Origin of the sequence: Anaerorhabdus sp., assembly GCF_036657415.1 — a bacterium.
Taxonomy (GTDB): Bacteria; Bacillota_I; Bacilli_A; order Erysipelotrichales; family Erysipelotrichaceae; genus Anaerorhabdus.
Map to the genome: position 1 here is coordinate 1 of NZ_JAVXGL010000032.1, position 23,594 is coordinate 23,594.

The window sequence follows — 23,594 nt, forward strand, 5'->3', positions numbered from 1 at the left end:
TCTACTAAATCAATTTTATATTCACCTTCTGTAGATACTGTTGGTTTATTTTGACTTCCTTCAGCCATAGTAATATCACTAGTGAGTTTCTTATCATCCGTTTTTGGCTTTTGATTAAATATAAAGAAGATTGCAGTTGCAATAAGTATTAATACAATTGCTACGCAAATACCTATTTTTATTTTGGTTGATTTGTCTTTATTCATAAACATACCTCCACACAATAATTATATCATAAACAAGATATTGTACACTGAATTTTGTGTGAATAAAGAAAAAGTAAGAGAAGATTCTCTTACTCAATTCCATTCGGATTCATTAATGTAAAATTCCATCCATCTTGGCACATTTCATCAATACCATATTGCGCACTCCAACCTAAAACTTCTTTTGCCTTTGTTGTATCTGCGTAACATGTTGCAATATCGCCTGGACGACGTTCCATTATTTCAAATGCAATTTCTTTACCACAAGCTTTTGCAAATGCATCTTTAACTTGTAATACAGAATAACCAATGCCTGTTCCTAAATTAACCTTTTCAACACCTTTGTGTTTTAAAGCATATTCAACAGCTTTAATGTGTCCAAGTGCTAAATCAACGACATGAATGTAATCACGTACACCTGTTCCATCTACTGTATTGTAATCATTTCCCCATACACGAAGGAATTCTCTTTGACCAGTTGCAACTTGTGCTACATAAGGTACTAAGTTATTTGGGATGCCATTAGGTGTTTCACCAAGTAACCCACTTTTGTGTGCACCAATTGGATTAAAGTAACGTAATAACATTACACTCCATTCCGCATCAGCTTTAGAAACATCTGTAAGAATTTGTTCGTTATATAGTTTTGTTGTTCCATAAGGGTTTGTTGTACTCAATGGGAAGTCTTCTTTAATTGGAACAGATGCAGGATCACCATAAACAGTTGCACTTGAACTAAATACCACTGTCTTTACACCAGCTTCTTTCATTACTTCATAAAGATTTACACTTCCTGAAATATTGTTCTTATAATAAGTTAAAGGTATTATACATGATTCACCAACTGCTTTATAACCTGCAAAGTGAATGACTGCATCAATTTTATTTTCTTCAAATACTTTCTCTAAACCAGCTCTATCAAGGATATCTACTTCATAAAATTTAGGTTTTGTTCCTGTAATCTTTTCAATGCGATCAAGAACAACCTTCTTTGAATTGTATAAATTATCCACGATAACGACATTGTATCCAGCTTTAATTAACTCTACACATGTATGGCTTCCAATATAACCTGTACCACCTGTAACTAAAATTGTTTCCATAAAAAACCTCCTTAATGTTATTAGTGTATCACAAGTAAATCTAAGAAAAAAGACCAAATAAATGATCTTAATTCGTTGCTTCTTTTTTATCTCTATTTATTTCTTGTAGTGAAAACCAATAAATAATTCCAAAACATATTACACATACAACAATTGAAGTCATTAAAGTCAAATCAAATGCTAATGTGATATTACTTAACATAAATAATTGAACAATAGAACCCACAAGAAGTCCTAAAATTCCCATATATGTTAATTGCTCAAACCTTGATAATACGAAGCGTACAACTTTCGCACCACCCAATATACCGAAAATTGCACCTAATCCGCATGGGATTAATAGAGGAATATTAAACTCTGCAATTGCGAATCCATAAATCGTACCATACATTCCCATGATAATAAGAATTAATGAACCACTAATACCAGGAATAATCATTGTTATTGTTGCGATTGCCATTGAAAAGAAACACATCAAAAATGATTCCATGTTAAGTGTAGTATATTTTACTATTGTTTTAGCTGTTTCTTTATCGCCATTTGCAAATGCAAGATACAACATTAAAGCTAACGCAATAACAAAAGGTATCCAACTCATTGGTTTAATATTCTTCTTGCCTTTCGCTTTAAAGAATATTAGTGGTAAACTACCGAAAACAATTCCAATAAATCCAAAATAAGTTTGTGTTGTAAAATTTTCTAATAAGAATTGCATGATTTTGCTTAATCCAACAATTCCAATACCAACTCCTAAAAATAAAGGAATTAAAAATGGTAAATTTCTTTTAACAATTTTTAAGTTTAGTGTGATTGATTCCATTAAGCGATCATAGAAATTAAGAATAACTGCAATAGTTCCACCGCTTACCCCTGGAATTACATTCGCAATACCCATTGCAATTCCATAAATAATGAATTTTATACTTTCCATACATTCTCCTATTTAATGAAAATTCTTGTGATGTCTTGCCATGTTGCAAAAACCATCAACGCTAGCAATAATACCATACTTGCTGTCATTATGCCAACTTCAAATTTTTTATTGAGTGGTTTACGAATAACCATTTCAACTAAAATTAGAATTACTCGACCACCATCCAAGACTGGTAGTGGTAATAAATTAAATATACCTACATTCAAGGATAACATTGCAACAAGAATTAATAAATCTGGTAGTCCTTTTGAAGCTTGTTGAGATGTCACTTCGTATATTCCAACAGGTCCTGATAATTGATCTAAACCATTACCTTGAACCAAACGCGTCAATGATTTAAAGATGTTTCTCGTCATATCTACCATGTAGTCAAAACTGTATATTCCAGCATTAAATGGTGTAATTTTTACAATTTCAGGCGTTGGTGAACCAATCCCCACAAGATAGAGTCCATTTTTATTTGGCTGTCCTTGAACAACAAAATCAAGCATTTCTCCATTTCTACTTACTGTGTATGTTATTTTACCATCATACATTTGAGTAAAGAGTGAAATATCAGTAAATGATTGTGGCTTAATTACCGTTCCATCTTCAAATACTACTTTCTTAATAACATCACCTGCTTGAAGTCCTGCAACATCTGCTGGTCCTTGTTCAACAACACTTGCAACTACTGGTGGTGCATCTTTAACATATCCACCTGAATACATCAAAATACCACTAATAATAATCCATGCCATCAAGAAGTTCATAAACACTCCCGCTAACATGACAATGATTCGTTTCCAACGTGCTATGCTTTTAATTGATCGTCCAGCTGGAACTTCAATGCTTGGATATAATTCCATATCATCTTCTTGTTCCCCTGCCATTGCTACATAACCTCCAATTGGAATTAGTCGCAATGTATATTTAGTTTCTTTACCTTGATATGCAAATAACTTTGGACCCATACCAAGTGAAAATTCATAACAATATACATGAAATAGTTTTGCTGCTACTAAATGACCTATTTCATGAATAACGATTATCGCTGACAGTACTAATACAAAATAAATAATGCCCATGAAATCACTCCTTTTTTTTGCTATACCTTATAAGTTTATCATAAATCAATACTTCCAAACAAATAAATCTAGATGATTCCGGATATATCACATGATATTCACACAAAAGAAAAACGAGTAGGTATTTTTACTCGTTAATTTTCACTTGCATTCACTTTATTTCTAACAAATTCTCGTGCTAATCGATCACTTTCGATGATTTCTTCTAGTGTTGGATTTTGAATAAATGGCAAGCTTTCAACAGCTGCACTTACATATTCTTCAATTTCTAAAAAACTAATTTTGTCGGTTAAGAAATATGCAACCGCTTCTTCATCTGCACCATTCATAATAGCACCCAGATTTCCACCTTTTCTTCCCACTTCATAGGCCAGTTTTAGCAAAGGAAAACGCTCAAAACTCGGTTTCTCAAAATGTAGAGTTGGATATTTTAGAAAATCAAAAGTTTCAGCATTTTTCATTTCTAAGCGTTGCGGATATGATAAGGCATATTGAATAGGTAATCGCATATCTGCAGTTCCTATCTGTGCAATAATTGAATGATCACAATACTGTACCATTGAATGTATTGCGCTTTCTTTATGAATTACAACATCAATTTTATCGAATGGAATATCGAATAAATAAAACGCTTCAATCACTTCAAATCCCTTATTCATCATCGTAGCACTATCAATTGTTATTCTTCCACCCATATTCCAATTAGGATGTTTCAGTGCTTGTTCTTTTGTAACACCAATTAATTCTTCTCTTGTTTTATCACGGAAACTTCCACCACTCGCAGTGATGATAAGTTTATCAATTTCTGTATGTCTATTTCCTTGAAGGCATTGAAGTATTGCAGAATGTTCTGAGTCAATTGGAAGTAACTGAACTTTGTTTTGTTTTAATGCTTTTTTTACAAGAGGTCCACCTGTTACTAGACTTTCTTTATTTGCTAAGGCAATTGTTTTATGATTTTCAATTGCTGCTAAAGCTGGTTGCAATCCTCTAAACCCAACAACTGCATCCACAAAGATATCATAATCAGCAATCTTAGCTAATTGAATTAAACCTTCATCCTTTGACAAAACTTGGATAGCAGGAAATTGACGTTTTAATATTTCTGCATGTTCCTCACTCGCAATGCAAACTGAATGAACAGACTCAAATTTCTTTAAAATTTCTTGTGCGACTTCAATTTGACTTCCAACGCTAAAAGCTACAAGTTCAAATTCTTCACGATGAGAATGAATAACATCAATAGTTTGTTGTCCAATCGAACCACTTGCGCCTAATAATACTATTTTTTTCATTAGATAATCACCACTTCAACAATTAATAAAATTGCATAAAAATACATTAAACAAAATAATAAACTGTCAATACGATCTAGTACACCACCATGCCCTGGAAAAATAGAACCAAAATCCTTAACATGATATTGTCGTTTAACAGCACTAAATGATAAATCACCAATCTGTGCAACAATCGGTAATGTTATGGATGAGAATAAGATAACATTAGGATCAATTAAATGTGTTAAGAAGTATAAACCAAAAATATAAGATGTCACAGCTCCAACTACCCAACCACCAATAGCACCTTCCCAAGTTTTCTTTGGTGATATTCTTTCAATTAATTTATGCTTTCCAAAGAAAGAACCGAAAAAATATGCTCCTGTATCACACCCAAAACACGCTAGCACGATATAAATCATCACAATACCACCATATGTATAAATATGTATGATTCCTTTAACAGCTAGTGTCAAAATCATTGTCATGACAAATACGTAACTTAAATCTTCAATACTAATTTCTTTTGTAAAAATATGGATAATAAACAAAATAATTAAAAAACCAATAATAGCTGGTATATAAAAACTAATGGGTACAACATACATAACTATTGTACTTGCGAATAAAAATGATATAAGCCCCCAGCTAGTTTTATCTTTGCGTACTGCTAATATTTCATAAGAAGCTAATGCACTTATTGCAAATACTAATAATAGTAGTGGTACTTTACCAATAATTAATGGTGGTAGGGCAATAGCAGCAATAATAAGTCCAGTAATTAATCTTTGTTTCATCCTTTGATGCCTCCAAAGCGTCGATCACGCTTTTTGAATTCTATCAAACAAGTATTAAATTCCTCTGGAGTAAATTCTGGCCAAGTTTCATCCACAAAAATAAGTTCACTATATGCAATTTGCCATAATAGAAAATTTGAAAGACGATATTCGCCACTCGTCCGAATCAAACAATCAATTGGTGGGTAATCTTTTGTCATTAAATAATTCTCAAAATCTTTCTCTGTAATATCCAATGTTGCTTTGCCTTCTTTAACATCTTTTGCATATTCCTTTGCAGCAAGCAATATTTCTCTTTGTGATCCATAATTCATTGCGAAACATAAAATCATTCCTGTATTATTTTTCGTATCTTCAATAGCTTTTTTAAATAACTTAGCCGTTTCATTTGGAATACCTTCCATCTGTCCAATCATTTGTATACGAATATTTTTTTCCATTAATTCTTTTAAAAATCGTTGAAAGAAAACGGCAGGTAGCTTCATTAAATAATTCACTTCTTCTTCTGGTCTTTTCCAGTTTTCTGTTGAAAAAGCAAAAAGTGTTAACACTTCAATTCCATCATCATTCGCTGCAATAGCAATATTTCTAACATTTTCAGATCCTTGATAATGTCCTTGTGTTCTTAACTTATTTTGACGTTTAGCCCATCGACCATTTCCATCCATTACAATAGCAACATGTCTAATCTTATCCATAACATCACCTTTATTCATGTAAACATTTTAACATAAATTTAACTTTCCTCATAGTTCTTCACTTCAAGTTAAATGATTTATTATTTCATCCATTAAAATCAGTATTTGTACTATTTAGTGAAATGAAAAAAGATGGAATTTTCCATCTTTCATAGTTAATTAGATTGTCATTACTTCTTTTTCTTTATTTGCTGCAATATCATCAATCTTTTTGATGAATTCATCTGTTAATTTTTGAATTTTATCTAAACAGTCTTTTTCCATGTCTTCTGTTAATGTATCATCCTTTTTGGCTGCATCATTTCCATCACGACGTAAATTACGGATTTGAACTTTCGCTTCTTCAGCATATTTAGAAACTTTTTTACACATTTCTTTACGAGTTTCTTCAGTTAATGCTGGTACTGTTAAACGAATCACAGTTCCATCATTTTGAGGTGCAATTCCTAAATCAGCTTCATTACAAGCTTTCTCAATATTTTTCAAACTTGAAGAATCGTAAGGTTTAATAACTAATGTTCTTCCTTCTACAACTGAGATACTTGCGATTTGATTTACTGGTGTAGGTGAACCATAGTAATCAACTTCAACATGGTCAAGCATTGTTGTATTTGCACGACCAGTACGTACTGTTGCTAAACTTTCTGAAAAGTGAGCAGTAACTTTGTCCATTTTTTCTTTAGTAACATCTAATATTGTGTATGCCATTATTTAATCTCCTTCTGAATAACAGTTCCTATTTTTTCTTGCATAACTGCTTTTTTAATATTACCACGCTCATTCATGTTAAAGACAACTAAATCCACTTGGTTATCCATACACATGCTTGTTGCAGTAGTATCCATGACTTGTAACTCTTTTTGAATTAAATCCATATACGTTAAGTTATCATATCGAACCGCTGTTTTATCTTTTTTAGGGTCCGCACTATATACCCCATCTACTCCATTTTTTGCCATCAAGATTACATCTGCTTTAATTTCAGATGCTCTTAATGCTGCTGTTGTATCTGTTGAGAAGAATGGGTTTCCTGTTCCACCACCAAAAATTACAACGCGTTTCTTTTCAATATGTCGAAGCGCTCTTCTAACAATAAAAGGTTCTGCAATCTTGTTCATTTCTATTGCTGTCTGTACTCGAGTAGGAACTCCTGCTTGTTCAAGTGCTCCTTGAATTGCTAATGAATTAATCACTGTTGCAAGCATTCCCATGTAGTCTCCTTGCACACGATCAATTCCAAGATTTTCCGCCATTTTTCCACGGATGAAGTTACCTCCGCCGACTACAATAGCAAGATCTATACCCATTTCATGAATTTCTTTAATTTCTTCAGCTAGACTTTTTAAAATTTCCGGATCAAAGTTAGTTCCTTGGCCCGATAAAGCTTCACCACTCAATTTCAATAATACTCTACGATACATTGAATTTTCCGCCTTTCTTTCGCAAAGAAAAGGTTTCACTTATCTTTTTTTAACTATGATCAAGCAATACCTTAATTTCCTTTAAATTATACATTACTTTACTATCTCATGCAATAACACCCACGAAAGTATTACCATGAGAATACAACTATTTTCTAAGTTCTTGATTTAAATCAAGAATAAACAATTACTTAGTCACAATTCTATCTACATTGTATCCACAATATCCCAAAAACAAAGAAAAAAGCTTAGGATTAACCTAAGCTCCGATTTTAGCTACTTCTTCCGCGAAGTTTTCTTCACGTTTTTCAATACCTTCACCTACAGCATAACGAACGAATTCCTTAACTTCAGTGTTAGCATCTTTTAATACTTGAGCAACCTTTTTATCTTGGTCTTTGAAGAAGATTTGGTCAACAAGACTCATCTCTTGAAGAGATTTGCTTACACGACCTTCAACAATTCCAAGTAATACTTTTTCAGGTTTTCCTTTTAAAGATTCATCATTTTTCATGATTTCTTCTTGAATACTACGTTCATGTTCAACGATTTCAGCAGGCATATGATCTCTTGATACATAGCTAGGATTCATTGATGCAACTTGCATTGCCATGTCTTTAGCAACTTCTTGATTTGTAGAATTTTTAAGAATTACACAAGCACTGATTTTTCCACCCATATGTACATATGAACCAAAAATATCAGCATCATCTTTTGTTAAAACTACAAAACGACGTAATGTAATTTTTTCTCCAATAGTTGCAGTAGCATCTACAAATAATTCTTCTAAAGTTTTACCATCTACAGTTAATTTATTTGCTTCTTCAACTGTTGCTACATTACCATGAAGTAATGTATTTGCAGTTGTATCTAATAATGCAAGGAATTGTTCATTTTTAGCAACAAAGTCTGTTTCTGAGTTGATTTCAACTAGACATGCTTTATTTCCTTCAACAACAACTTTTGATAATCCTTCAGCTGCTACGCGGTCTGCTTTTTTAGCTGCTTTAGAGATTCCTTTTTCACGTAGCCAGTCGATTGATTTTTGGATATCGCCATCACATTCAGTAAGAGCTTTCTTACAATCCATCATTCCAGCGCCAGTGATTTCTCTTAATTCTTTAACTTGAGCTGCAGTAATTGCCATTCTTATTCTGCCTCCTTAGTTTCTTCTACCTTTTTTCTAGGTTTTCTAACTGGTTTAGCTTCTTCAGTAGCACCTTCTTCTTTAGCTGCTACAGTTCTAGGTTTTTTTACAGCTTTTGCTTCTTCTGAAGCTGCTGCTTCAGCTACTGGTGCAGCTGCTACAGTTTCTGTTTTTGTTTCAGATACTTCTTTTTTAGCTATAACACGACGTTCACCCATTGGACGACGACCATCCTTGTTGTAAGGACGACGTTCTTCCATTCTAGCTCTACGACGTTTTTCATTTTCTTCTGCTTGTTGTTCTACGTTGATGATTACATCTTTCATAGTGATATCTTCAACTGACATATCTTCTTGATAAGCAACAGTTAATAATCCACCTTTAGCTTCAACAATTGCATCAGCCATAACACCAATCATTAATTTAACAGCGCGAACTGCATCATCATTTGATACGATTGGGTAATCTAATGTATTAGGATCTGCATTTGTATCGATTAATCCGAATACAGGGATACCTAATTTTTTAGCTTCTGCTACTGCATTGTGTTCTTCTGTTGGATCTACTACAAAGATTGCATCAGGTAGCTTTTTCATTTCTTTAATACCGCCTAAGAAATTTTCTAGACGAGTTTGTTTTTTACGAATAATTGCTACTTCTTTCTTTGGATATACATTGATTGTTCCGTTTGCATCCATTTCTTCAATTTCTAATAAACGTTTAATAGACTTTTGAATAGTACGGAAGTTTGTTAAGATTCCTCCTAACCATCTTTGGTTAACATAGAATGAACCTGAACGTAATGCTTCTTCTAAAATTGGAGTTTGAGCTTGTTTCTTAGTACCCACGAATAATACTTTTCCACCTTTTTCAGTGATGTCTTTCATAGCTGCATAAGCTGTGTCTAACATTGCTTGAGTTTTTTCAAGGTCGATAATATGTACCCCATTTTTTGCTGCGTAGATATATGGTTTCATCTTAGGATTCCATCTACGTGTTTGATGTCCAAAATGAACACCATTTTCTAAAAGCTTTCTCATTGAAACAACTGACATAATTTAATTTTCCTCACTTCCCGTTGTTTTCCTCCACTATTTCTAACATTGACAACTCATAGAGCACGGAGTCAACGAATCCATAGTGTGTGTTGTGCACGTTACGTGCCGATGTATAATATAGCATAAAAACCCTTTTAACTCAAGGGGTTTTTACTTTTTTGATCGTGGATGGCTTTGTTTTACAACATTTTTCAGTCTATCTACTGTAACATGTGTATAAATTTGTGTCGTTGAAAGATTCTCATGCCCTAATAATTCTTGTACTGTTCTCAAGTCAGCACCATTATCTAACATATGTGTCGCAAATGAATGACGTAGCATATGCGGGTGAACCTCAACGGATAAGCCTATTCTTTCGCCCGCATCTTTAAGTATCATTTGAACCGCTCGTGGTGTAATTGGTTTACCACTTTGTGAAACAAATAAATAACCATGTTCTTCTTTAATCCATAGACTACGTGCCTCATTCATATATTTTTCAATTAATCGACCACACTTTGGGTAAAAAGGAATCATTCTTTCTTTATTCCCTTTACCTACAACTGTTAATACTTGTTGACTAAAGTGAATATTATTAATTTTTAAACTCGTTGCTTCTGAAATACGAAGTCCACAAGCATAAATAGTTTCAATTATACAGCGATTACGAAGTTGTGCTGAATCATCTAAATCAAAACTCCTTAACAGATTCATCATTTGTTCAAATGTTAAAAAATTAGGTAATGATTTTTTTGATTTTGGCGACTTAAAATATTGAATTGGATTATTTTCAATACCTTCGTATCGATTCAAATACTTATAAAAAGAACGCAAAGATGATAGCACCCTTGCGAAACTTGTGTTTGATATTTTTGTTTTGGTAATCTTACCACTACGCAAAAGAGTCATATAGTTCATCATAACTTCTTTATCTACCTTCTCGAATGAAGTGATTTTTTCTTCATGTAGATAGTCTAAAAATCTTCCTATATCTCTTCGATAAGCATCTTCTGTTTTAATAGAACCTGATTTGCTTATCTTAATATAATCAAGGAAAGAATCTAAACTTCTATCGAATGAGTCTACTTGCATAATTTTTCTTGTATTACTTTAAGAGCTTGCGGTGCATATGCATCCTTTTTATCTTTCTTCTTAAAGTCTCCTTCTAGTTTTAGTATACCAAAATTTGCATTCATCGGTTGAAAATGTTTTTCATCTGCATGTGTAATATAATGTACCATTGCTCCCATCATACATGTATTTCCTAAAACTATGGGTGTTTCATAATTTAATACTTTAGCCATATTGATTCCTGCGAGTAATCCACTTGCAGCACTTTCAACATATCCCTCAACACCTGTCATCTGCCCAGCGAAAAATAAATCATCTCGTTTAACAGATTGATATGTTTCTTTCAAACACACAGGTGAATTAATAAATGAATTACGATGCATAACTCCATATCGAACAATTTGACAGTTTTCTAATCCTGGAATCATTTGGAGTATTCTCTTTTGTTCTGGCCAAGTTAAATGGGTCTGAAAACCAACAATATTGTATAAACTTGCAACCGCATTGTCTTGTCTTAGCTGAACAACTGCATATGGACGAACTCCATTGTGTTCAAGCCCAACCGGTTTCATAGGTCCAAAAAGTAAAGTTTGCATACCTCTTTTAGCCATAACTTCAAAAGGCATACAACCTTCAAAGTATACTTCTTTTTCAAATTCTTTAATTGGTACTGTTTCAGCTTGTATTAGTTCTCGATAAAAAGCATCAAATTCATCTCTTGTCATTGGACAATTGATATAATCTGCTTCTCCTTTATCATAACGTGATTTTAAATACGCTTTATCAAAGTTAATGCTATCTTTTTCAATAATTGGTGCTGCTGCATCATAGAAATAGAAATGATCGGCATTAAAAAATGTTTGAATCGTTTTCGATAAATCATCGCTGGTTAGTGGTCCTGTCGCTATAATACATGGTCCTTCTGGTATTTCTGTTATTTCATCATAAACAACTTCAATATTAGGATGGTTTATTATTTCTTCCGTAACACGTTTTGCGAACCCTTCACGATCAACTGCAAGTGCACTACCAGCGGGTAGTTTTGTTTCATCAGCAATCTTCATAATTAACGAGTTACATAGACGCATTTCTTCTTTCAACAAACCAACTGCATTTGTTAAGGCATCACTACGTAGTGAGTTTGAACATACTAGCTCGGCAAACTGTTCAGTTTTATGGGCAGGTGTCATTTTCTTAGGACGCATTTCTATAAGTTTGACCTTAAAACCACGGTTAGCTAATTGCCAAGCCGCTTCTGTACCTGCAAGTCCTGCACCTAATACAATCACATCACTCATTTTTTCTTAGTTGCCTTTCTCTTTTTAAATTTAGGTTTTTCTTCCCCTTCGATATTTTCAATATGCTTACATTTTGGGAAATTACTACATCCTAAGAAGTAGTTACCATAACGACTCTTACGTTTTAATAATTCATGACCACATTCCGGACACATCTTCCCTGATGGTTCTGGTTTTTCTTTTTCCGGTTGTTCAATCTTACGTGTATATTTACATTCTGGGAATGTACTACAAGAAATAAATTTACCGAAACGACCAACGCGATATACCAACTCATTACCACATTCTGGACAAGTTTCTCCAACTTTTTCTGGTTCCATCTTTTCCATATTGTCATAAGCATGTGTAACAAGTGGTTCAAAGCGATTATAAAATTCTCTAAGTGCCGCAACGTTATCCATTTCGCCATCCGCAATTTCATCAAGCTCTGTTTCCATTTGTGCTGTATATTTTACATTGATAATATCATTAAAATATTGATCTAATTTATCCGTTGTTAACATCCCTTGTTCAGTTGGAAAGAATACTTTCGTTTTAGATGTTTCTGTACTCTTTTCAAGTTGTACATATCCTCTAGCTTGAATTGTATCAATAATCATTGAATATGTACTTGGACGACCAATACCTTGTTCTTCCATCTCTTTAATAAGGCGAGCTTCACTGTAGCGAAGTGGAGGTTCTGTAAAGTGTTGATTTTGTTCAAGCTTCTTAGGTGTAATCGACTCTTTTTCTTCAAGTTCAGGTAATACTACATCTTTACTTGATTCATAGTCACCATATACTGCTAAATAACCATCAAAAGCTAATTGCGTACCATTCGCTGTAAAATCATATCCATTTTGCGATAAAGTAATCGCAACTGTATTACTCTTAGCTGAAGCCATTAATGAAGCCAAAGCACGCGCATAAATCATTTTATATAGTTTATATTGTTCTGGTGATAAATAATCCTTAACTTCTTCAGGTGTATTTGCTAAGTTAGTTGGACGAATACCTTCATGGGCATCTTGACTATTATCATCATTTTTTACTTTATATTTTCCTAAATAATCTTTTCCAAATTCTGTTTCAATTTTTTCATGTGCTGATTGAATGAAAACATTACTTAAACGTGTACTATCAGTACGCATATAGGTAATTAAACCTTCCGTACTATTTTTTAGTTCAACCCCTTCATAAAGTTTTTGAGCGATTGTCATTGTACGTTTAGCACTAAATCCTAATTTAGTTGAAGCTTCTTGTTGAAGTGTTGAAGTAATGAAAGGAAGTTTAGGGTCTTTCTTACGCACTTGTTTCTTAATGTTAGTAATTTCAAAAGCACCACTACATGCATCAAAAGCTTTTTGAGCATCTTCTGCATTTTTAAGTTCAGCCTTTTTACCATCAATCTTCGCTAATGATGCTTCAAATTCTTTTCCATCTTTATTGAATAATGCATCTAAAGTCCAATACTCTACTGGAATAAATGCTTTTATTTCTTTTTCACGATCTACAATAAGTTTTAAAGCTACTGATTGAACACGACCAGCAGACTTACTTTTAATTTTATTTTTTAATAGTTTAGAAAGTTTAAATCCGATAATACGATCTAAAATACGACGTGTTTCTTGCGAACGTACAAGCCCCATGTCAATTGAACGAGGATGATTAAAAGCATCCAAAACCGCATCTTTTGTAATTTCATTGAATACAACACGATTGGTATCTTCTATTTCAAGTTTTAACACTTGTGCTAAATGCCAAGAAATCGCTTCTCCTTCACGGTCAGGATCGGTTGCAAGATATACTTGATCCACTTTTTTTGCACGTGCCTTTAAATCTTTAACTACATCTTTTTTATCTGTGTTTATTGAATAAGTTGCTTGAAACTCATCATCCACATCAACGCCTAGTCCGTCTTTACCTTTTATCGCTAAATCACGTATATGCCCTTTTGAGGATACAACTTCAAAATCTTTTCCTAAATACTTTTCAATGGTTTTTGACTTGGATGGAGATTCCACAATAACTAAATTTTTCATATTTTCACCTCAAATAAAGTACTTTTCTAAAACTTGCATACCCTACAATACCCCATAACTTGTTAAGTTTCAAGTTTTTTTAATAATTACAAATTCTTACATTTCACTCAAATAGTCAACTGAAACGATTATTTGTGCACCTTGCTGGATTAATAAATTACATCCTTCCCCTTCAATTTCATTGATTGGATAAGGCACACAATAGATATCCTTATTCAAATTTAAAGCTTCATTTACGGTCAACATAGTTCCGCTATTAATCTTTGCTTGCGTTACAATACATTTCTCGGATAATGCAGCAATTATTCTGTTTCGCCAAGGAAAATGCCATTTTTGTGGTCTTACAAAATGAGGATATTCACTGATTAATAGATGATTTTTACGCATTTCTTCATACAAGGCGTAATTACTTTTAGGATACTCAACGTCTAAACCACATCCTAAAACACCAATTGTTTTACCTTTTCCTATGCCAACTTCATGAACAACTGCATCTATTCCTTTCGCAAGTCCAGATACCAATACATATTTATTCGATAATACTGATGCAATCATTTTAGTCACTTGAATTCCATAATCAAGTGATTTACGTGATCCAACAATCCCAACACATTTTTGATTAAGTAATGAAATGTCACCTTCATAAAAGAGAATCCAAGGAGGAAACCGTAGTTCGCGAAGTTTATTAGGATACAACTCATCTACGATCGTAATATAATTCTCTTCAATATTGAATGACTTTGCTTCGGCATTATTCTTTATCTTTTCAGCTATTTTATCCCAATCACCGCTTGTTTCATAGGCATAACATGCAATTTGTTTAGAAAGTTTCATTTCATCACCTATCTATTAATAGACAATAATTTAAGTTTTCCTAAAAATTTTATGAAAAAGAATAGAAATTATTCTATTCTTTTTTACAATTCAAGTTTTATTTGTAAACACCGTTGTACAGGTCCATAACTTCTTCGATGAATATCAAGTACACCATATGTATCTAATGCTTCAATGTGTTGTTTTGTAGGATATCCTTTATGTTTCTTAAAACCGTAATCAGGATAAAGAATATCATACCCAAACATAATATGATCACGAACAACTTTCGCAAGAATACTTGCAGCCGCAATACTTATACTTTTTTGATCACCTTTTATTAAATCAATTACCTTTTTTTCTTGTCCTGGTAAAGGCATTGCATCAGTCAACACGATATCTGCATGCAATGTAGTTGCGATGCGGTTCATCGCATGTTGGGTTGCTCGATAAATATTCTCTTCATCAATTTGTTTTGGTGTCACAATTTCAATTTTATATTCTTTTGCATCTTGAATAATAACTTTAAATAATTCTTCACGCTTCTTTTCGCTGATTCCCTTTGAATCATAAATTAGTGGATTCTCATATCCTTTTTCAAAGACAACACCAGCCACTACTAATGGACCTGCTAGTGGTCCTCTACCCGCTTCATCAATCCCGATAAGTACTTGTTCCTCATTCCAGTATTGATGTTCATATTCATTACTTGTTTGTTTGATCATGTACTTTCTCCCAAGTAATTCTTCCACAATTATCATCTCTTAAATCATGAATAAAATATTCTACTGCTCGCTTATAATCTACTTCATTATTTGTGCGAATTAGTTTTTTTACTCTTCCAATCTCTTCTATCATTTCATATGGATTATCTTGTACTTCAATACCATATAAGTCTTTAATATTATTGGGATATTCTGCAATCATTTTTTTCATCGCAAATGCAGCTATCTCTTCTAAATTTAGAACTTCATCACGGATTGCACCTGTGAGCGCTAGATAATACCCAACTTCTTGATCTTCAAATTTAGGCCATAATACTCCTGGGGTATCTAAAAGTTCTAAATCTTTATTTAGTTTAATCCATTGAAGAGCTCTTGTAACACCTGGTTTGTTCGCAGTTTCAGTAACTTTCTTTTTTGCGATACGGTTAATTAATGTTGATTTTCCTACATTAGGAATTCCAACCACCATCGCACGAATTGCTCGCGGACGAATACCCCGTGAGATTTGTTTGTCAATCTTAGCCTTCATAATTTGTTTACATGCTTTAACAATTATTTCAATTACATTATCATGTAGAAAATCAATTGCCAAAACAAGTGTTGTCTCATTAGTTAAATACTTAATCCACTCATCAATTGCTTGCAAATCACCTTTATCTTTTTTAGACAATAAAATCAGTCTTGGTTTATTTTGAATCAACTGATCAATCATTGGATTCTTACTTGCATTAGGAATACGACTATCACGAATTTCAATAACCATATCTACAGTTTTGATGGCTTCTTGCATTTGTCGTTTGGCACGTGTCATATGCCCTGGAAACCATTGAATTGTCATTATTTCACTCCTCCAAATCGATCTAATGGGGTAATCACAAATAGACCTTTACTCATGATTTGTGATTCTTTAAATGGTCCGTAATCACGAGAATCACGGGAATATGGACGGTTATCACCAACACAGAAAACTTCATCTGGTCCTAGTGTAATTGGCTCCATATTTTCTGTAAAGTAACCATACTTTTGAATTTCTTCTTTACGATATTCTTCATTGAAGAAATTTTCTTCAACAGGTTGTCCATCAATATATAATGTGTCATTTTTAAAACTAATTGTTTCATTTGGTAAACCGACAACACGTTTAATTAAATTCTTTCCATCCTCTAAATTAATAACTACAATATCAAAGCGGTTAACATCATGTAATGCTTTAACAGAGAACACATTACTCACTCCAAATGATTTATCCAATATTGTTGGATACATTGAATTTTGGTTAACGTTAACAGGTCTTATAAAAAATCTAGTTAATACAAATATAATCAAAAAACAAATAACTAATGTTTTTAAAAAATCTAATATCTCATGTTTCCAATTAATTTCCTTCATAATTACACCTCATGTTCTATTATAACAAAAAAGCATAAAAAAAACCGGATAACCGGTTTTTAAATTAACGAATTTCTTTGATACGAGCAGCTTTACCAGATAGTCCGCGTAAGTAGAATAATTTAGATCTTCTAACTTTACCTTTACGAACAACAGTAATCTTATCGATAATTGGTGAATGAACAGGGAATGTTCTTTCTACCCCAACTCCGCTACTAATTTTACGAACTGTGAATGTTTCTCCAATACCACTTCCTTGTTTAGCAATAACTAAACCTTCAAATGCTTGGATACGAGACTTGTCTCCTTCTTTGATCTTTACGTCAACGCGTACTGTGCAACCTGGACGGAATTCAGGAATGTCTGTACGAAGTTGGCTCTTAGTAATTTCTTGTACTAAATTTAAGTTCATTTTCTTTTCTCCTCTTTCATCATACAAATCAATTGCTCATGCATCCATTGGATCAGCGGAACATTGACGCCTTTAGGCTCAATTAGAATAACATAAATCAACCTCTAATGCAAGTAAACATTGTTGAAAAGCACTACATAATTTACTTGATTATTTTGACTAAGTTACTTGGAAAAAATTCTCCATTTTCAGCGAATTCTCTTAAGAATTTTATTTCTTCCTTAGTAAATTCTCTGTTTTCTAGCAAATCAGGTCGTATTTTCAAAGTGTTACGAAGTGACTCTTTAAGGCGAAACTTACGGATATTTTCATGATGTCCTGACAACAATACCTCTGGTACCTTTTTACCTTTATAATCAGCTGGTTTTGTATAATGAGGGTATTCTAGTAATCCATTCTCAAATGATTCATCTAAATGGCTTTCTTCTTCGATTACCCCATCTAATAAACGAATGACTGCATCACTAATTACCATTGATGCTAATTCACCCCCTGTTAATACATAGTCGCCAATACTTACTAATTCATCTACTTCATCATAGATTCGAGCATCTAGCCCTTCATAGTGACCACAAATGATAATAATATGTTCCTTTTGAGCATAATTTCTCGCACAAACTTGATTGAACGTTTTACCACTTGGTGCCATCAAAATCACATGACTGTTTGCTTTGCGGACATGTGCAAGTGCATCGAGTACTGGTTGGCACATCATAACCATACCACGACCTCCACCAAATGGCGTATCATCCACATGATTATGTTTGTCCAATGTAAAATCTCGTATATTGACACATTCTATTTCTACTTTTCCTTGTTTCACAGCACGGGCAATAATACTAGTATTTATAAACCCATCATACATCTCTGGAAAAAGTGTTAAAATCGTGATTTTCATACAAGTCCCTCAATTGTTCTTATACGAATAGTTTTCTTTAGCTTATCTACTCTAATTATGAATGCTGGAACATAAGGAACTAAACAAGTTGTTCCATCCATTTTTTTGATTCTTAGCAAATTATGTGCCAAAGATTCTTCCACTTGAAGGACAGTTCCTATCTCATTATCCTCTTCATCAATAACTTTCATATCCTTTAGTTCAAAGAAATAATACGAACCTTCATCTAAACGATGTAATTCTTCTTTCTTAATATAAATCTCACAAGACTTATATTTTTCAATATCATTAATATTGTCTTTTCCTTCAAACTGAAGTAAAACCATTCCTTTATGTTCTTTACACTGTTGAACTTTCATTGGAATGTATTCATTTTCAAATTGTAAGTAAACGGTATTTCCAGCACCAAATCTTTCTTCGATGAAGTCTGTATAGCTTTTAACTTTCATTTCACCACGAATACCAAATGTATTCACAATGACACCAATCTTAATCATTTCCATATGTTTTACCTCCTTTTGAAAGAAAAAGGATGCAACGCATCCTTAAATTGTTAATGTTTCAAACTTAATCGTAATCTTCTTATCTTCGATACGTGAAGCTATAGACATCATTTGACGCAGAGCAGAAGCCATAGAACCTTGGCGCCCAATTAAACGAGCAACATCTTCACTTTTTGCATAAACATAAAGAATGATTTCGTTATCATTTAAGCTAAGCATTTGACGCACTTCCAAAGCATTTGGATCTTCTACCATTGGTTTTACTAGATTAAGTAGTACTTTTTCTAATTCTACCATAACTATTTTGCGCTTTTCTTAGATTCGTGGAATGCCTTCATTACACCTTCGTTAGATAAGATGTTACGAACTGTATCTGATGGTTGCGCACCATTACTTAACCATTTAAGTGCTAATTCTTTATTTAAAGAAATAGTAGCTGGTTGAGTAGTTGGATTGTAAGTACCGATTGTTTCGATTGAACGACCATCTCTAGGGAAACGAGAGTCTGCTGCAACGATTCTATAGAAAGGAGCTTTCTTCGCACCCATTCTTTTTAAACGTAATTTAACTGCCATTTTGATTTCCTCCTTTAATTACCTTTACTATCATATAAGACAAGTAAATCTCTGTCAAGGTTTTTTACTTAACACTTTAAAATTTTAAAACAAAAACTAGGATTTCCCTAGTTTTTACTTTTTACCGCCGAACATTCCACCAAAATTTGGCATTTTTCCTGATTTAGACATTGACCCCATTTGTTTCATCAATGTTTTCATCTTTTCAAATTGGTTTACCATTTTTGATACTTCTTGAGGCGTTGTGCCACTTCCTCTTGCAATTCTATTTTTACGACGATTATTTAGAATAGAAGGATCACTTCTTTCTTCTAATGTCATACTTTGAATAATCGCTTTTTGACGTTTAAGTCCTTTTTCAGCATCTGCTTCATTAATCATGTCAGCATATTGATTCATTCCTGGTAGCATCTTTAAGATTCCACCTAGAGGTCCCATTTTCGATACTTGTTCTAATTGTACAAGCATATCATCCATTGTGAATGAACCTTCCATCATTCGCTTAGCTGCTTCTTCTGATGCTTCTAAATCCATTTTTTCTTGTGCTTGTTCAACTAATGTAACGATGTCTCCCATACCAAGAATACGGTCAGCCATTCGATCAGGATAGAAGTATTCAATCTCATCAATCTTTTCCCCTTGTCCCACAAATTTTACTGGAACTTGGGTAATTGAACGAACTGATAAAACACCTCCACCACGAGAATCTCCATCAAATTTAGTAACGACTAAACCTGTAACATTTAATTGTTCGTGGAATGACTTTGCAACTTGTACGATATCTTGTCCTGTCATTGCATCAACTGTTAATAAGATATCTTGTGGATGAGCGATTGCTTCAATTTCTTTCAACTCATTCATTAAATCTTCATCAATATGTAAACGACCTGCAGTATCGATTAAGACAGTATCGTATCCTTTGTCTTTCGCATATGCCAAAGCTTCTTTTACAGTATCAATAGCCTTTACTTCAACACCCTTACTAAAAACTTCAACATCAATTGCTTTACCTAGCGTTTGTAGTTGTTCAATTGCTGCTGGACGAATAACATCTGCTGCAACGAGCATTGGGTTGCGATTTTGTTTATTTTTAATCAAGTTAGCAACTTTTGCAATTGATGTTGTTTTACCAGTTCCTTGTAAACCAACCATCATAATGACCGTCATACCGTCAGTAGCATAGTTGAGCGTTGCCTCTTGTGTACCTAATAATTCAACAATCTCATCATGTACGATTTTAACAACCATACTTGATGGATCAACAGATTCCAATACATCTGTTCCTAATGATTTTTCTTTAACTCGCACTAAAAAATCTTTAACAATTTTATAGTTAACGTCCGCTTCTAAAAGTGCTACTCGCACTTCTTTTAGCATATCCTCCATGTTCTTTTCTGTAAGTCTACCTTTACCAGAAATGTCACGTAATGCTTTATTTAATTTATTACTTAATGAATCAAAAGCCATAATTATCTCAACCTTTCCCTACTATAATACCATAAAACAAATAAAAACAGGCGCATTTTTTGCACCTGTTGTTTGTATACCAATTTATTGTTTTGATTCTGTTAACTCCACATTGGCATTCACTTGTTTTCCATCACGAATAATAGTTACTTCTACAACATCACCAACATTGTGATTACGGATGATTTTCTTTAATTCATTAAATGTATTCACTTCTTGACCATCAATGAATATAATACGATCATACGCTTGTAATCCCGCTTTTTCAGCACCAGAACCTTCTACTGTATCAGATATATATAAGCCTGCAGGAAGTTCGGCAGTTGCTTGTGTTACTTCTGATAAATAAACTCCCATTGATGCACGGTTTGACACGTAGCCATCATTAATTAATTGTTCAGCTACTGTTTTAACATCATTTACAGGAATTGCGAATCCTAAACCTTCAATATCACTACCACTTGATTTGGCATTAACGATACCAATAAGTTCACCACGGCTATTAAATAATCCACCACCAGAATTTCCAGGATTTACGGCAGCATTTGTTTGTAGCAATGTCATCGTTTCATTATCAATTGTAATTTCGCGATCAAGTGCACTTATAATACCATCTGTTGCAGAGCCACCTAGTCTTCCTAATGGATTACCAATTGCGACAACTGTATCACCTACTGAAATTCCATCTGAATTCCCCAATACAGCCATTGTTAAGTTGGTAGCTTCTATTTTAATTACAGCTAAATCAGTTGCAGCATCCTTACCGATAAGTGTTGCTGGATAAGATGTTCCATCCGATAAAGTAACATTGATTGTACTTGCGTTATCAATGACATGATTATTAGTAACAATATAACCATCACTAGTAATAATTACTCCTGATCCTGCTCCTTCTGATACATATTCTTGTAATAAGAAATTGTTTGAAACTGTTTCAGTTCGTATTTCTACAACACTTGGTTGAGCTTTTTGAATAATATCTTGTAGGCTTAAATTATCTGATGAAAGTGCTGTATTATTTAAGCTTGAGTTTGTATTTGTATTTTGTACAATTACACTTTGAGGATACATTTGAAGAGCTAAATATCCGCCACCAAAGCCAAACGTACCACCTACAAGTGCTGCAGCAAGCATGATGCCTGCAATTCTTTTCTTACCAGATTTTGGTTCTTGTTTTGGTGGTGTTGGTGTTGTAGGTTCTACATTCACCGTTTCAGTTTTTGGTTCATCTATTTTTTCTTCACTTGGATTTGGATTTTCTTCTTTATTCCAAATCTCATTGATTAGTTTATCATTCTTTGATTCAAACATATGGGCTTAACCCTCCTTCGCTTAATAATATACTAAACCATTGTGAAAACAAAATGATTTGAACTTGAATTTTATGTGAACTTCAATCATTTAATCACTTTTAACATTTCAACTAAATCTTCTGTGACCATCTGAAATTTTGATTTTTCAATCAATATATTTTTACCCGTTATGATGTAAGATGGAAATACTCTGCAATCCCCATCAAAATAAGCGTTTTTTCGTAGTTTATATGTTGAACCATTCGGTATAATTATTTGTCCACGTTGGTTCTTCTTAATCATATTATAAGCTTTTCTAGCTACATCTCCCATTAACATAATAACTTCACAATTAGGAAAAAGTGCTAATTCTTTTTCTAGATAAGCTAGACTATCTACTATTTTTTCCTTTTCAATTTCAGTTGTTTCTTTTGGAGTTTTGACTGCATTTGTGATATATATTCCTTTGTTCAATAATTCCTTGGTTGAATTAACTTTTAAACCAGCATGTTCAAACAATGTAAGAATAGTTTTTGAATATTCACTATTAGTTCCAACATAAAAATCATCATTTTCATTATTTGGTACAATCTCATTAATCAGTATTACTTTTATTTTGCTGGGCTTTACATCCACATCATTGAAAAACATTTCTTTATTATCTGTAGACTCTAATTGCTTTTTTATATTCATTCTCTCACCTCAAATAAACTATACCACGGCTATTATGACAAGGTATGTCAAATTAAAACAAGAGTTTCCTCTTGTCTTAGATTTTTACAGTATTTTGTTTTATTAATTCATTTTTCATATTGAATAACTTTTCAGAATAATCTACATAATAACGATGTGGATAACGTTGACGTTTTACTTCATCCCAAAGCGTATCCATTTGTTGTTCACAATACTTTCTAACTTCTTCAGTTGTTGGACAATCATAAACACATTCACCATTCACAAATATTGGAACTTGTAATTCAATATAATGATAGTTTGAAATACGTTTTTGTTTCCATGGAGCAGTAGGATCAAATAGAAGATATTCATCTTTATTAATTACTTCTTCTTTTAGTGCTAAAATATCTGCAATTGCCTCATTTGTTTCATTATCAAAGAAACGAATTACTTTCTTAAATCCTGGGTTTGTCAATTTTTCAATATTCCCACTAATTTTAATTTTTGGTGTAATTTCACCATTTTTTTCACTGGCAACAACTTTATATACTCCACCAATAACTGGTGTGCTTTTTGCTGTTATCAGATTTTCACCTACACCAAAGGTGTCAATTTTTGCATCCTGTAAAATAAGATCATCAATAATAAATTCATCTAATGAATTTGACACAATAATTTTGCAATCTTCTAAGCCCTCAGCATCTAACATCTTGCGTGCTTTCTTTGATAAGTATGCTAAATCTCCTGAGTCAATACGAATTCCTTTTA

At 33.1% G+C, this 23,594-nt stretch carries 26 protein-coding genes and 1 pseudogene; all 27 read right to left on the reverse strand.

The window, feature by feature from the left end; genetic code table 11:
• Positions 1-206 (reverse strand): hypothetical protein (locus RSB60_RS06155; RefSeq protein ID WP_332615161.1); only part of this gene is annotated, 206 nt, incomplete at its 3' end.
• Positions 207-295: 89 nt separating this feature from the next.
• Positions 296-1,309 (reverse strand): UDP-glucose 4-epimerase GalE, encoded by a 1,014-nt coding sequence (galE, locus tag RSB60_RS06160; protein ID WP_332516658.1) that lies wholly within the window; start codon positions 1,307-1,309, stop codon positions 296-298.
• A gap of 67 nt (positions 1,310-1,376) precedes the next feature.
• Positions 1,377-2,240 carry a DUF368 domain-containing protein gene (locus RSB60_RS06165; RefSeq protein WP_332615163.1) on the reverse strand — a complete coding sequence of 288 codons (864 nt, stop codon included), beginning with the start codon at positions 2,238-2,240 and terminating at the stop codon, positions 1,377-1,379.
• An 8-nt stretch (positions 2,241-2,248) separates the two neighbouring features.
• Positions 2,249-3,310, reverse strand: coding sequence for an RIP metalloprotease RseP (rseP, locus tag RSB60_RS06170; protein WP_332615165.1), 1,062 nt, complete (start codon positions 3,308-3,310; stop codon positions 2,249-2,251).
• A gap of 134 nt (positions 3,311-3,444) precedes the next feature.
• Positions 3,445-4,605 carry a 1-deoxy-D-xylulose-5-phosphate reductoisomerase gene (locus RSB60_RS06175; protein WP_332615167.1) on the reverse strand — a complete coding sequence of 387 codons (1,161 nt, stop codon included), beginning with the start codon at positions 4,603-4,605 and terminating at the stop codon, positions 3,445-3,447.
• Complete coding sequence (locus RSB60_RS06180; protein ID WP_332615169.1) at positions 4,605-5,384, reverse strand: phosphatidate cytidylyltransferase; 780 nt, start codon at positions 5,382-5,384, stop codon at positions 4,605-4,607. The genes RSB60_RS06175 and RSB60_RS06180 overlap by 1 nt, the downstream gene beginning before the upstream one ends.
• Positions 5,381-6,082 carry an isoprenyl transferase gene (locus tag RSB60_RS06185; protein WP_323381625.1) on the reverse strand — a complete coding sequence of 234 codons (702 nt, stop codon included), beginning with the start codon at positions 6,080-6,082 and terminating at the stop codon, positions 5,381-5,383. The genes RSB60_RS06180 and RSB60_RS06185 overlap by 4 nt, the downstream gene beginning before the upstream one ends.
• A gap of 159 nt (positions 6,083-6,241) precedes the next feature.
• A complete protein-coding gene (gene frr / locus RSB60_RS06190; protein ID WP_323381626.1) occupies positions 6,242-6,790 on the reverse strand; it encodes a ribosome recycling factor in 549 nt (182 codons plus the stop codon).
• Positions 6,790-7,503, reverse strand: a complete 714-nt coding sequence (gene pyrH / locus RSB60_RS06195; RefSeq protein ID WP_323381627.1) for a UMP kinase — start codon at positions 7,501-7,503, stop codon at positions 6,790-6,792. The genes frr and pyrH overlap by 1 nt, the downstream gene beginning before the upstream one ends.
• A gap of 259 nt (positions 7,504-7,762) precedes the next feature.
• The gene (gene tsf, locus RSB60_RS06200; RefSeq protein WP_332615172.1) at positions 7,763-8,650 is read right to left on the reverse strand and encodes a translation elongation factor Ts; all 888 of its coding nucleotides are present in this window, start codon (positions 8,648-8,650) and stop codon (positions 7,763-7,765) included.
• A gap of 2 nt (positions 8,651-8,652) precedes the next feature.
• The gene (gene rpsB, locus RSB60_RS06205; RefSeq protein ID WP_323381629.1) at positions 8,653-9,705 is read right to left on the reverse strand and encodes a 30S ribosomal protein S2; all 1,053 of its coding nucleotides are present in this window, start codon (positions 9,703-9,705) and stop codon (positions 8,653-8,655) included.
• Between the two features lie 153 nt (positions 9,706-9,858).
• On the reverse strand, positions 9,859-10,779 hold the full coding sequence (gene xerA, locus RSB60_RS06210) for a site-specific tyrosine recombinase/integron integrase (RefSeq protein WP_332615174.1): 921 nt from the start codon (positions 10,777-10,779) through the stop codon (positions 9,859-9,861).
• Positions 10,770-12,056 (reverse strand): methylenetetrahydrofolate--tRNA-(uracil(54)-C(5))-methyltransferase (FADH(2)-oxidizing) TrmFO, encoded by a 1,287-nt coding sequence (gene trmFO, locus RSB60_RS06215; protein ID WP_332615176.1) that lies wholly within the window; start codon positions 12,054-12,056, stop codon positions 10,770-10,772. The genes xerA and trmFO overlap by 10 nt, the downstream gene beginning before the upstream one ends.
• Positions 12,053-14,077 carry a type I DNA topoisomerase gene (gene topA / locus RSB60_RS06220; protein ID WP_323381632.1) on the reverse strand — a complete coding sequence of 675 codons (2,025 nt, stop codon included), beginning with the start codon at positions 14,075-14,077 and terminating at the stop codon, positions 12,053-12,055. The genes trmFO and topA overlap by 4 nt, the downstream gene beginning before the upstream one ends.
• A gap of 96 nt (positions 14,078-14,173) precedes the next feature.
• Positions 14,174-14,911, reverse strand: a complete 738-nt coding sequence (dprA, locus tag RSB60_RS06225) for a DNA-processing protein DprA (protein ID WP_332615178.1) — start codon at positions 14,909-14,911, stop codon at positions 14,174-14,176.
• Between the two features lie 83 nt (positions 14,912-14,994).
• Positions 14,995-15,615, reverse strand: coding sequence for a ribonuclease HII (locus RSB60_RS06230; protein ID WP_323381634.1), 621 nt, complete (start codon positions 15,613-15,615; stop codon positions 14,995-14,997).
• On the reverse strand, positions 15,596-16,453 hold the full coding sequence (gene ylqF / locus RSB60_RS06235; RefSeq protein WP_323381635.1) for a ribosome biogenesis GTPase YlqF: 858 nt from the start codon (positions 16,451-16,453) through the stop codon (positions 15,596-15,598). Before ylqF ends, RSB60_RS06230 begins: the two co-directional genes overlap by 20 nt.
• Positions 16,453-17,004, reverse strand: coding sequence for a signal peptidase I (lepB, locus tag RSB60_RS06240; protein WP_323381636.1), 552 nt, complete (start codon positions 17,002-17,004; stop codon positions 16,453-16,455). The genes ylqF and lepB overlap by 1 nt, the downstream gene beginning before the upstream one ends.
• A 64-nt stretch (positions 17,005-17,068) precedes the next feature.
• Complete coding sequence (gene rplS, locus RSB60_RS06245; RefSeq protein ID WP_323381637.1) at positions 17,069-17,416, reverse strand: 50S ribosomal protein L19; 348 nt, start codon at positions 17,414-17,416, stop codon at positions 17,069-17,071.
• Between the two features lie 142 nt (positions 17,417-17,558).
• Entirely contained in the window at positions 17,559-18,314 is a 756-nt protein-coding gene (trmD, locus tag RSB60_RS06250) for a tRNA (guanosine(37)-N1)-methyltransferase TrmD (RefSeq protein ID WP_332615182.1), read from the reverse strand.
• Complete coding sequence (rimM, locus tag RSB60_RS06255; protein WP_332615183.1) at positions 18,311-18,817, reverse strand: ribosome maturation factor RimM; 507 nt, start codon at positions 18,815-18,817, stop codon at positions 18,311-18,313. Before rimM ends, trmD begins: the two co-directional genes overlap by 4 nt.
• A 42-nt stretch (positions 18,818-18,859) precedes the next feature.
• Positions 18,860-19,114, reverse strand: coding sequence for a KH domain-containing protein (locus RSB60_RS06260; protein WP_323381640.1), 255 nt, complete (start codon positions 19,112-19,114; stop codon positions 18,860-18,862).
• Positions 19,115-19,116: 2 nt separating this feature from the next.
• Entirely contained in the window at positions 19,117-19,392 is a 276-nt protein-coding gene (rpsP, locus tag RSB60_RS06265; protein ID WP_323381641.1) for a 30S ribosomal protein S16, read from the reverse strand.
• Between the two features lie 114 nt (positions 19,393-19,506).
• Positions 19,507-20,859 (reverse strand): signal recognition particle protein, encoded by a 1,353-nt coding sequence (gene ffh / locus RSB60_RS06270; RefSeq protein ID WP_332615186.1) that lies wholly within the window; start codon positions 20,857-20,859, stop codon positions 19,507-19,509.
• 84 nt (positions 20,860-20,943) lie between these two features.
• On the reverse strand, positions 20,944-22,170 hold the full coding sequence (locus tag RSB60_RS06275; RefSeq protein WP_332615188.1) for a S1C family serine protease: 1,227 nt from the start codon (positions 22,168-22,170) through the stop codon (positions 20,944-20,946).
• A gap of 86 nt (positions 22,171-22,256) precedes the next feature.
• The gene (locus RSB60_RS06280; protein ID WP_332615190.1) at positions 22,257-22,844 is read right to left on the reverse strand and encodes a uracil-DNA glycosylase family protein; all 588 of its coding nucleotides are present in this window, start codon (positions 22,842-22,844) and stop codon (positions 22,257-22,259) included.
• Positions 22,845-22,920: 76 nt separating this feature from the next.
• A pseudogene (locus RSB60_RS06285) lies at positions 22,921-23,594 on the reverse strand (nicotinate phosphoribosyltransferase); the annotation flags it as partial.

Coding starts and splice junctions, on each gene's coding strand:
- galE (WP_332516658.1), bottom strand. CDS start 1,309: ATGGAAACAATTTTAGTTACAGGTGGTACAGGTTATATTGGAAGCCAT.
- rpsP (WP_323381641.1), bottom strand. CDS start 19,392: ATGGCAGTTAAATTACGTTTAAAAAGAATGGGTGCGAAGAAAGCTCCT.
- RSB60_RS06175 (WP_332615167.1), bottom strand. CDS start 4,605: ATGAAAAAAATAGTATTATTAGGCGCAAGTGGTTCGATTGGACAACAA.
- dprA (WP_332615178.1), bottom strand. CDS start 14,911: ATGAAACTTTCTAAACAAATTGCATGTTATGCCTATGAAACAAGCGGT.
- RSB60_RS06275 (WP_332615188.1), bottom strand. CDS start 22,170: ATGTTTGAATCAAAGAATGATAAACTAATCAATGAGATTTGGAATAAA.
- rpsB (WP_323381629.1), bottom strand. CDS start 9,705: ATGTCAGTTGTTTCAATGAGAAAGCTTTTAGAAAATGGTGTTCATTTT.
- RSB60_RS06280 (WP_332615190.1), bottom strand. CDS start 22,844: ATGAATATAAAAAAGCAATTAGAGTCTACAGATAATAAAGAAATGTTT.
- trmD (WP_332615182.1), bottom strand. CDS start 18,314: ATGAAAATCACGATTTTAACACTTTTTCCAGAGATGTATGATGGGTTT.
- pyrH (WP_323381627.1), bottom strand. CDS start 7,503: ATGTATCGTAGAGTATTATTGAAATTGAGTGGTGAAGCTTTATCGGGC.
- lepB (WP_323381636.1), bottom strand. CDS start 17,004: ATGAAGGAAATTAATTGGAAACATGAGATATTAGATTTTTTAAAAACA.
- ffh (WP_332615186.1), bottom strand. CDS start 20,859: ATGGCTTTTGATTCATTAAGTAATAAATTAAATAAAGCATTACGTGAC.
- ylqF (WP_323381635.1), bottom strand. CDS start 16,453: ATGACAATTCAATGGTTTCCAGGGCATATGACACGTGCCAAACGACAA.
- frr (WP_323381626.1), bottom strand. CDS start 6,790: ATGGCATACACAATATTAGATGTTACTAAAGAAAAAATGGACAAAGTT.
- xerA (WP_332615174.1), bottom strand. CDS start 10,779: ATGCAAGTAGACTCATTCGATAGAAGTTTAGATTCTTTCCTTGATTAT.
- tsf (WP_332615172.1), bottom strand. CDS start 8,650: ATGGCAATTACTGCAGCTCAAGTTAAAGAATTAAGAGAAATCACTGGC.
- RSB60_RS06230 (WP_323381634.1), bottom strand. CDS start 15,615: ATGATCAAACAAACAAGTAATGAATATGAACATCAATACTGGAATGAG.
- topA (WP_323381632.1), bottom strand. CDS start 14,077: ATGAAAAATTTAGTTATTGTGGAATCTCCATCCAAGTCAAAAACCATT.
- RSB60_RS06260 (WP_323381640.1), bottom strand. CDS start 19,114: ATGGTAGAATTAGAAAAAGTACTACTTAATCTAGTAAAACCAATGGTA.
- trmFO (WP_332615176.1), bottom strand. CDS start 12,056: ATGAGTGATGTGATTGTATTAGGTGCAGGACTTGCAGGTACAGAAGCG.
- RSB60_RS06185 (WP_323381625.1), bottom strand. CDS start 6,082: ATGGATAAGATTAGACATGTTGCTATTGTAATGGATGGAAATGGTCGA.
- RSB60_RS06165 (WP_332615163.1), bottom strand. CDS start 2,240: ATGGAAAGTATAAAATTCATTATTTATGGAATTGCAATGGGTATTGCG.
- RSB60_RS06180 (WP_332615169.1), bottom strand. CDS start 5,384: ATGAAACAAAGATTAATTACTGGACTTATTATTGCTGCTATTGCCCTA.
- rseP (WP_332615165.1), bottom strand. CDS start 3,310: ATGGGCATTATTTATTTTGTATTAGTACTGTCAGCGATAATCGTTATT.
- rplS (WP_323381637.1), bottom strand. CDS start 17,416: ATGAACTTAAATTTAGTACAAGAAATTACTAAGAGCCAACTTCGTACA.
- rimM (WP_332615183.1), bottom strand. CDS start 18,817: ATGGAAATGATTAAGATTGGTGTCATTGTGAATACATTTGGTATTCGT.